Origin of the sequence: Nocardia vinacea (genome assembly GCF_035920345.1) — a bacterium.
In the GTDB taxonomy this organism is placed as follows: domain Bacteria; phylum Actinomycetota; class Actinomycetes; order Mycobacteriales; family Mycobacteriaceae; genus Nocardia; species Nocardia vinacea_A.
Genome location: NZ_CP109149.1, coordinates 2,652,257 through 2,662,080 on the forward strand (window position 1 = coordinate 2,652,257; position 9,824 = coordinate 2,662,080).

Below are 9,824 nucleotides of genomic sequence, written 5' to 3' on the forward strand. Positions count from 1 at the left end.
AGCGACAGGAGTTGTCCGGGCGCGACCGGAGCGCGGGTTCAGCTGGACTGTGCGGTCACGAAGTCGCTTGCCGGCTTTGATCCACGATCCAGGCAGCGATCTGCGCGCGGGAGGTGAATCCGAGTTTGCTCAGGATGTGTTCGACATGCCCGTCCGCGGTGCGTTGCGAGATCACCAGTTTCGCCGCGATCTGCTTATTGGTGAGTCCTTGGGCCACAAGGTCTGCGACCTGCTGCTCGCGTTTGGTCAATGCCAGTTCCGAAGCTCGCGGGCCGGCGGTTGTCGGCTCCCCCAGCGCGTAGGCGACTGCGGCGTTTATTCCCATGGATTGGCCGCGCCGGAATGCCGCATCGAATCCTCGGTTGCCGAGCACACGACGCGCCGTGCGCTCACATTCGTCGTGAAATCTGAATAGCTCCGGGAAAAAGTCGACAAGCCAGAGGAGGCCCGCAACAGATTTTCCACGGCGCCCAGCAGAACGGCCGAGCGCTCACCATCGCGATCGGCGGCGATCCAGGCCTGCCCCTCGAGATCGACGGCCGTGACGAGAGGGCTGCGCGCGGACCGGCTGACTCGCAGCGATTCCTGCAGCAACTGGAGTGCGTCGGACCGCTCGCCCTGCTGCAAGACGGCAATGCCCTTCGCCCCCAGGGCGGCCGAGCGAAACAACGATTCGCCGCGCGCTTCGGTGATGGAAACAATTCGATCGTGATACTCGATCGCCCGCCGTTTGTCCCCCTGCAGAGCATGTGCCCAACCGAGCAACACCAACGTAGCGATATGGAGGTGTCCCCGCAGGTTCGAGCTGAACACTTCGACGGCACGCTCGAGGCAGGAGACCGCGCGAGCGGGTTCATTCCTATACAGCGCCAAAGTGCCCTCGGCCTTAGCAATCAGCGCCTGGTTCAGAGGAGTGGGATCCTGTTCGGCCAGTGCGCGTCCTTCGTCCAGTAAGGCACCTGCTGACTGAAAGTCCCGCTGCATCGCGGCTGCGTTACTGCTGTCATGAAGCGCCCTGACACGGTCGGGTATCGATCGTGCGGCGGGGTTGGCAAGGGCGCGGCCGAGCCAGCGTCTGGCCTCACCCCACAGGCCCCGAAAACCCCAGAACACAGTAGCCAACACGGCCGCAATGCGTAGCCCAGCCACGGCCGATTCCGCACTGTCCTCGGACGTGCAGAACTCGAGCGCGTCCAGCAGGTTTGGTTGTTCACGGTCGAGCCGGGTCAACCAGTAGGGCTGCCGGTCACTGATCCAGCCGGCCTCGGCATCCAGCGCCAGCCGCTCGTACCAGTCGCGGTGCCGTCGACGCAGATCCTCGTATTCGCCGGACTCTTGCAACTTCTCCCGACCGTAGTCGCGAATCGTCTCGAGCATCCGGAAGCGCACGGCGTCCTCCAGCGTCTCCCGGTTTACGATCGACTTGTCCACCAGGGAAGACAACGCATCCAACAAACTCTCGAGCTCCAGGTCCGCACCGCACACCCGTTCGGCGGCGTCGAGTTCGAAGCCGCCGGCGAATACCGACAATCGGGCCCATAGCCGCTGCTCGGCCGGCGTGCACAATTGGTAGCTCCAGTCGATGCACCAACGCAGCGTCTGCTGCCGCTTCGGCGCGGTGCGACTGCTGCGGGTCAGCAGCGCGTACCGGTCGCTGAGCCGCGCCAGGATCTGCTCGGGCGACATGGTGCGCATCCGTGCCGCGGCAAGTTCGATCGCCAGCGGCAACCCGTCCAGCCGCGAACAGATACCGGCCACAGCGGCCTTGTTGTCGTCGGTGAGTTCGAAGCCCGGTACGACCAGCGCGGCGCGTTCGGCGAATAATGTCAACGCGTCGTATTTAGGCAATCCCCGCAGCGTCGGCTCACCGTCGGTGCCCGGAACAGTCAGCGGCAGCACCCGCAGCACTGCTTCCCCGGCGATGTCGAGCGGCTCGCGGCTGGTGACCAGAATCCGCAGGCTCGGACACGCCAGCAACAATGTTTCGACCAGCTCCGCCAACGCCTCCACAACCTGCTCGCCATTGTCCACAACGAGCAACGTTTCCCGGGAACACAGGAACTCGACCAGCACGTGCTGCATCGGTCGAGCCGAATCGTCCCGCAGGCCCAGCGTGGACGCCACGACGCCGATCAGCAGTGCCGGGTCTCGCACGTCGCCCAGCTCGATCACCCATGCCCCGTCGGGGAAATCGCGTCGCGCGTTCGACGCCGCCCGCAGCGCCAGCCGGGTCTTGCCGACACCACCGATCCCGGCCAACGTCACCAGCCGCGACACCGACAGCAAAGCCTTGATCTCCGACACCTCGGTACGGCGGTCGACGAAACTGGTCAACTCCAGCGGCAGCTCACCAGTGCTGCCGCGACCCCCCGTTGTCTGCGGCCCAGACCATACCTGCGACGGCGGCGTGTGCTCGTGCGGCCCGCTGTCCGGTGTCCGCAGCGCCATCTCGCCCACCTGATATCCGTGACGCCGCTGTACCTGGCGGATGGCCTCACCTACCTCGGTCGCCGACGGCCGCCGCTGTGGATCCCGGCCCATCGCCGATTCCACCACCGCCGACAAGTCATCAGGAATACCGCTATCCCGCAGATCCGGCACCGGCTGGCTGGTGATCCGCAAAAACTGGGCTACCACCTGCTCACCGCTACGACGCTCGAACGCGGCATGCCCGGTCAGCGCGCAGAACAAGGTCGCACCCAGCCCATAGACATCCGCCGCCGGTGTCGCGGCTTCGCCACCGAGCACCTCCGGGGCGGTGAACGCCGGCGACCCGGTCAAGATGCCCGTCGCTGTCTGGAAACCGCCGGACATGCGCGCGATACCGAAATCGGTCAACGCCGGCTCCCCGTAATCGGTCAGCAGAATATTTCCCGGCTTCACATCCCGATGCACGATCCCGAGCCGATGCGCGCTCTCGAGCGCGCCCGCGATCTTCACCCCGATCCACAACACCGTCTCCACCGGCACCCGGCCCTGCCGACGAACCCACGCATCCAGCGAATCCAACGGGTGATACGGCATCACCAGATACGGATGGCCGCTCGCGGTGACACCCACCTGCAGCACCGTGACGATATTCGGATGCCCGGTCAGTCGGCCCATCGCCTGCTGCTCGCGGAAGAACCGCTCCCGATTGTCTTCGTCCAGCTCATCGGTCAGCACCTTCACCGCAACCGTGCGGTCCAGCGCCACCTGCCTGCAGCGATACACCACACCGAAACCACCGCGGCCGATCTCCGCGGCATCCTCGAACCCGGACGCACTCAACTCCACCGCGACGGGCATGCTCACGTCACGTTGGGTCCGCGGCGGATCATCGCCGACCATCAGCGGCGTGCGATCCACTCGGCATGTGCACCGAAACCGGGCACCATCTGCTCACCCTTCCGACAATGCCCAGCGTATCGCCAACAAAGGTGAACGGCCCGCCGGTCCGCATCGCGACTCCCGGGGGCCGACCGGTTCGAATATCGGTCGGTCGACCGTTGGTGGTCGAAGCGGTTGCGAGAATCAGGGCAGCCGAGGCCTGGTTCGCCAAACGAGGTCGGGGGTGGACAAATGCCCACAAGGGCGAAAGGCTGTTGGTGAAGTGCCAGCTACTCCCCCGGAGGGATCCGAAACCCCTCGGTGCGGGAGCCGGGCTCGACCACTTCGAAGCGAGCGACGATGAATCAGAACCTCGGAGCGAACACACCCGGCGTCGGTGTAGCCCGCGCGACAGCAACGCAGACCGCGTTGACGACTCTGGTTGCCCAGTTCGCCGGGGACTGGAAAGCATCGAGCGAACCGCCCGATTTGTCGGCGCATCTGCCCCTCGAGCCCGCGCTGCGGCGGACCACGTTGATCGAGCTGATCAAAGTCGATCTGCACGAACGGTGGCAGCGCAGCGACGACGCGCTGCGCCTGGCCGACTATCGCGAGCAGTTCCCGGAATTGGGCACTGCCCCGTTGCCGCCGGATCTCGTCTACGAGGAGATCAGTGCCCGCAGCTGCCGCAACGACGTCGACCTCACCGAGTACGAGCACGACTATCCGAACCAAATGGCCCGCATCACCGAGACTTTCGATGTCGGCGGTCTGCGCAGCACGCTGCTGGCCGACCCCAAGGCGCTCGATGCCCTCGAGGCCATCGGTACGGGCGCCTCGGTCGACGATTTCGATCTGCTGCTGCCGCTCGGCCGCGGCGCCTTCGCGCGCGTATTCCTGGCCCGGCAGCGATCGATGAGCCGGCTGGTGGCAGTGAAGATCTCCCGCGACCGCGGCACCGAACCGCAGACGCTGGCCCAGCTCGACCACGACTACATCGTCCGCGTCTTCGATCAGCGTCAGCTCGCCGAACAGCATCTGAAGCTGATGTACATGCAGTACGTGCCCGGCGGCACCCTGCTGGGCGTCCTGCGGCAACTGCGCAGCACCCCACCGGAACGACGTAGCGGCAAGCTGCTGCTGCAGGCCATCGACGCCGCCACCACCAGCGGTGGCGTGCTCGAGCCGCAGAACTCGCCCGCGCGCGCGGAACTGGAACAGCTCACCTGGCCGGAAACCGTAGCCCGGTTGGGCGCCCGGCTGGCCGCCGCGCTCGATTACGCCAACCACCACGGTGTGCTGCACCGCGACATCAAACCCGCAAATGTGCTGCTGACCGCCGACGGCCAGCCCAAACTGGCCGACTTCAACATCAGCTTCAGCCGCCACCTGCCCGGTGCGAACCCCGTCGCCTACTTCGGCGGATCCCTGGCCTACATGTCCCCCGAACAGCTCGAGGCCTGCCACCCCACCCTGGCCACCACTGCGGCCGATCTCGATACCCGCAGCGACCTCTACTCGCTGGCTGTGGTCCTGTGGGAACTACTCACCGGACGGCGACCGTTCGACGACGGCTTCGGAGCAGGCGAATCGGAGCAATCGTTGCAGGCAATGGTCGATCGACGCCGCCGGATCGACGATGCGAACCTCGAAGCCGACCTGCCCCCGGACTGCCCGGCCCTCCTGCGTCATGCACTACTCACCTGCCTTGCGCCCGACCCCGCCGACCGCTACCCCGGCGGCGCGGAACTGGCCCAGCAGCTGGAATTGAGCCAGGACCGGGCCGCCCGCGACCTGGTCGACCCGCCCGCACACAGCCTGCGGGCACGGCTGCGCATGCGGCCGATCCCGGTGGTGATTCCGGCAAGCATGTTCGGCCAGGTCGCGGCGGGACTGTACCTGTCGGCGCACAACGTCCGCCTGATCCAACTCGAACTGGGCTCCGAGGCTGCCGGGCGGCTGACCCACCTGGGGTACGTGGTGATCGCGATCTCCTATCCGGTCGCCATCGCAGGCCTGCTGTACTGGTGCCGCAACGTCTTTCTGGTGCCCGACGGCCTGCGCCGGGGCAAGCAATTCGACGAGGCCACCCTCGCTCGGGCGCGCGCCGACACCCTGGCCTGCGGCGACCGAATCGCGGCAGTCGCGTTTATCGGATGGATCCTGGCCATGGTTATCTTCGCGGTGAAGCTGCTGACGCTGGGGCCGATACCTGGTGGCCTGCTGGCGAATCTGATTGCCTCGAGCCTCGTCGCGGCCGCAGTGGCGGTCGTGTACACGTACTTTCCGGCCACCTTTTTCGTCTTGCGCTGGTACTACCCGGGTTTGGTCGCCGCCGGTCACATCTCCCCCGACGACGCTCCCCGGCTGCATCGGCTGATCCGGCGCAGCCGCGTGTATCTCGGTGTGGCAGCATCGGTTCCGCTGATCGGCGTGTCGTTGGGGCTGATATTCCTGACTCCGCATCAGCAGCACACGGTGATCGGCTCGATAGTAGCCCTGTGTATCGGTGGGTTCATCGCGTTCGCCGTCGCCCTGCGCACCTTCTACGCCCTGCAATCGGATCTGGCGGCCCTCGAGCGCATCGTGAACCCGCATTACCGCACCTGACCGCTGAACGACCTGTCATTGATCGCTGACACCATGGGGTGATATTTATGCGAACGGACGGAGACAGCTGGGACATCGTGACGAGCGTGGGGCTGACCGCCCTGGGCGTCGCCACGTTTCGCGCACGCGAGACGCTCGATCCCGAGCCGATGATCCACGACGACTACGCGGCGTGGTTCGTCGAGGCGGCGGGTGAACCGCACTTTCTGCAGAAACTGGACGAACCGGCGTCGGGGGGCTCGGTCGGATTGTTCGGGCGGTTCATAGGGATTCGGACAAAGTTCTTCGACGAGTTCTTCGCCGCGGCATGGCAGCAGGGTATGCGGCAGGCAGTGATCCTGGCATCCGGTCTCGACGCGCGGGCCTATCGACTGGATTGGCCCGCGGGCACGGTCGTCTTCGAGATCGATCAGCCCGGTGTGCTGGAGTTCAAGAACCGGGTGCTCGCCGAGCACGGTGCCGTGGCCACGGCCGATCGGCGCGCGCTGGCGGTCGATCTGCGCGACGACTGGCCCGCCGCGCTCACTGCTGCGGGTTTCGATCCCGGGCGGCCGGCGGCGTGGTCGGCCGAGGGGCTCTTGCCTTTCCTGCCGGGTTCGGCACACGACGCACTGTTCGAACGCATCGACGCCCTGTCCGCGCCCGCCAGTTGCGTGGCCGCCGACGACTTCGGCCGCGGCATGGACCAGCACCACTTCGACATGGAGGAAAGGTTCTTCGGCAGCAACCCGTTCGGCAACCTGAACGTGCGCGACCTGTGGTACGACGACACCCGCGTCGATCCCGGGGACTGGCTGTCTCGGCACAGCTGGTCGGTCCACCGCGTCACCCCCTTCGACCTGGCCGCCGGCTACGGCCGTCCGATCACCGACTTGCCCACCGACCTGCCCGCCGAGCTGCTCGACCGGCTGCAGCAGGCGTCCTACGTATCCGCCGAGAAGCACCGGTGAACCCGGACCTGCCTGGCCCGCTCAGCCGTTGGCCAGCGCACGGTCAGCGAGTGCGGCGATGACCGGTCCGAGTGTTCTGGCGTAACTGACAGTGAGGTGATTGTCGTCGCGGTACACCAGGTTGTCACCGATGATGAGGGGGCAGCTGGCGGCGGTACAGAACAGCGAGGTCAGATCGGCGTACTGGCCGCCGCCGGTGGTAGCTGCCGCGTGCTCAGCCGCCATACCCGCGTCATCGACCGCGTCCGGCCGCGCCGGCGTGCATGCCGCGGCATTGTCGATATGTTCGGACAGGCACGCAGGCACGGTGGTGTGCGGATCGGGGATCGACCCGAGAACGAGGACCGCCGCTCCGGTCGCTCGCAGCTGGCCGACCAGGCGGTTCAGGCTGTCGATCCAGGCCTGGTCGTAAGAGACGAAGCCGAAATCGGCGCCGTAGCGCCGGGACATGCTCACCACGATCAGCCGGGGGTGTTCGGCCCGCAACCTGGTCAGGATCTGGCCGCGCCACTGCTCGCATTCGGTGTACTCCCGGCCCAGATAAGGGCTGGTGATGGGCAAGCCGAGCAACGGACAGGTGACCTTGGCCATGGTTTCCAGCCGCCAGTGCCGCTGCGCGGCGATCGACTCGAACGCCGGATGCCACATCGCGGCGTGTGAATCACCGACCAGGGCCACTGTCGTGGCCGAGTCCGGATCGCCGGAGGCGCACTCGGCCTGTCCCACGTCACGCCACGATCGCACGCAGCCGTCGACGAACACGCCCGCCTTGTCGCCGGGCGCGTCGGCCAGTGCGGGGGTGAGATTCGAAGGGACAGCGCGGATTTCGGCCGAGGCAGCGACTGCGGCCTGCGTCTGTGCGGTCAGCTGCCCGACCGCCTCGTCGCGCGCGACCGCGCTGAGGGTGGCCGGCGCGGCCGGCGTGGCGAGTGTGAGAGCCGCGGCCGCCGCGCCGCGGCCGACCGGGACGGGAATGAGCACGAGCAGCATCAGTGCCACACCACCGGCGACCGCGGTGATCGCGCCGCCACAGGCGAGGCTACGTGCGGCCGACCCTCGCAATGGGGCGGCGAAGCGAACCGGGTTCTCGACCAGCCAAAACGTGAGCATGGCGAGTCCGCCTGCCATCATGACCGCGCCCATCGAGCCACTCCGTCCGAGTTGGTGACCGAGCGCGCACGGCGCCAGCAGTAATACCGGCCAGTGCCACAGATACCAGGAGTACGACACGCGGCCGATCGCCCGCATTACCGGCGCCGCCAGTCCGCGACCGAGCCCGAATCGTGTTTCCACACAACCCGATACGATCACCAGTGCGGTACCGAGAACGGGCAGCAGGGCCGCAGTGCCCGGATACGGGGTCTTCCCGTTCAGCTGGGTACACGCAGCAACGATCAGGGTCAGACCGATCCATCCGGCAGGGGCGGCGACCGGTTTCGGCAACCGGGACCACACGCCGACCGACAGCGCGATCATGCCGCCGGCGCCGAGCTCCCAGGCCCGTGTCGGCAGCGAGAAGAACGCCCACGGTGGCAGCGTGCGGGTCCAGGTCAGCGAGAGCGCGAAGGAGAGCGCGGTGACAACCGCAAGAACGACCAGGTACGGGAACACAGCGGCCGATCCGATTCCGCGCCGCCGCGCGAACCAGGCCGTGCCGGCGATCAGCGCGGGCCACAACAAATAGAACTGCTCCTCCACACCGAGCGACCAGAAGTGCTGAAACGGCGACGGGAGCGTGTCGCCGGCAAGGTAGTCGGTGCCGTGCAGCGCGAGCCGATAATTCCCGGCGTACAAGGCGCTGGCGATCCCATCGCCGAGGACCTGGCGAGCCTGCAGCGGCGGCAGCAGTACCGCCGCACCGATCGCGGTGGCAACCACCACGACACCCGCCGCGGGCAGTAGACGGCGGGCCCGCGCGCCGTAGAACCGGAGCAGCCCGACAGTGTCGGCGGAAGCCGCTTCCCGCCAAAGGATTCCGGTGACGAGGAAGCCGGAAATGACGAAGAAGACATCGACACCGACGAATGCGCCCCCGAGCCCGGGCGTGTTCGCATGAAAAAGCACAACGGCCAACACGGCGACTGCTCGCAACCCCTCGATGTCGGGCCGAAATGTCTTGCGCGGTGTCGCACTGGGTGCCTGATCAACCCGCCGATTTATCAATCCGCCGCTCGCCGCCACCGTCATGCGCGGCATTGTTACCGATCGCCCCAGTTAAGTCACGGCAACTCACCGCGCACCAGGCTGCCCGACCTCGATTTTTCGCCTCCACAGGCAGACGGAGTTCGAGATCGGGATTTCACTATGCGTCGAGACCACGGCGTGGATGCGTGCCGCGAAATGCGCACTCTCCGTGGCAGATCCGCACCTCACCGTGGGCTACGCTGCCAAAGCGCGCGTGGGTGGCTGGGGCTGATGCGGAATGGTCTCGTCGGACTCGGCCTGAAACGAAACACCACCAGCGCCCGCGCGATCGAGGAAATCCAGGCCGACGACCGTGGTGCGGGAAGCGCGGTCCATCCCGGGAAGGCGGAAAGCAGTATGCCGCGAACGATTCTCTACCCATCCGACGAACTGATCCGCACCGTGACCGCTACCTTGCTCGGAGCCAACGAGCAGTCGGACTCGGCTCCCCTCTTTTTCGGCCTCACCCTGGCGGGTCCGGATCAGATCGGCGTTCTCACGCTGCCGACGTCTGCTGATCCGCCGTTCCAGGATTTGGCGACGCTGATCTTCTCGCGGGCCCCCCGTAAGACACTGTGGGGGTTCGGATTCCACGCGGAAGCGGCTGTGATGCGGACCGCCGACGCACGGGGCAATCTCTGGTCGGCGGCCCGGGAGCACCGCGGTGCCGATGTCGTGGAAACATTCCGGTCGGCCGATCACGGTGTGCCGGACGATCCGATCGATCGAGAGCTGTGGGTCGCCGCACTGGCTCTCGCAGCGCTCTGAGTG

The 9,824-nt window shown here is 66.6% G+C and carries 4 protein-coding genes and 1 pseudogene; 3 read left to right on the forward strand and 2 right to left on the reverse strand.

Annotated features, from left to right (window positions below):
- Positions 1-55: 55 nt before the first annotated feature.
- Positions 56-3,330: pseudogene (locus OIE68_RS12535) on the reverse strand (protein kinase domain-containing protein).
- Between the two features lie 339 nt (positions 3,331-3,669).
- On the opposite strand from OIE68_RS12535, the gene OIE68_RS12540 reads away from it, so the two are divergent.
- Both OIE68_RS12540 and OIE68_RS12545 read left to right on the forward strand, forming a co-directional pair.
- A complete protein-coding gene (locus OIE68_RS12540) occupies positions 3,670-5,919 on the forward strand; it encodes a serine/threonine-protein kinase (protein ID WP_327099551.1) in 2,250 nt (749 codons plus the stop codon).
- Positions 5,920-5,966: 47 nt separating this feature from the next.
- Positions 5,967-6,869, forward strand: a complete 903-nt coding sequence (locus OIE68_RS12545; protein ID WP_327099552.1) for a class I SAM-dependent methyltransferase — start codon at positions 5,967-5,969, stop codon at positions 6,867-6,869.
- A gap of 21 nt (positions 6,870-6,890) precedes the next feature.
- Here the strand turns inward: OIE68_RS12545 and OIE68_RS12550 are convergent, their stop codons facing one another.
- Positions 6,891-9,056, reverse strand: a complete 2,166-nt coding sequence (locus OIE68_RS12550; protein ID WP_327099553.1) for an acyltransferase family protein — start codon at positions 9,054-9,056, stop codon at positions 6,891-6,893.
- A gap of 228 nt (positions 9,057-9,284) precedes the next feature.
- On the opposite strand from OIE68_RS12550, the gene OIE68_RS12555 reads away from it, so the two are divergent.
- A complete protein-coding gene (locus tag OIE68_RS12555; protein ID WP_327099554.1) occupies positions 9,285-9,821 on the forward strand; it encodes a hypothetical protein in 537 nt (178 codons plus the stop codon).
- Positions 9,822-9,824: the final 3 nt, after the last annotated feature.

What these genes read in the sequence shown, in the direction of transcription:
- OIE68_RS12540 (WP_327099551.1), top strand. Translation starts at nt 3,670, where the DNA reads ATGAATCAGAACCTCGGAGCGAACACACCCGGCGTCGGTGTAGCCCGC.
- OIE68_RS12545 (WP_327099552.1), top strand. Translation starts at nt 5,967, where the DNA reads ATGCGAACGGACGGAGACAGCTGGGACATCGTGACGAGCGTGGGGCTG.
- OIE68_RS12550 (WP_327099553.1), bottom strand. Translation starts at nt 9,056, where the DNA reads ATGACGGTGGCGGCGAGCGGCGGATTGATAAATCGGCGGGTTGATCAG.
- OIE68_RS12555 (WP_327099554.1), top strand. Translation starts at nt 9,285, where the DNA reads ATGCGGAATGGTCTCGTCGGACTCGGCCTGAAACGAAACACCACCAGC.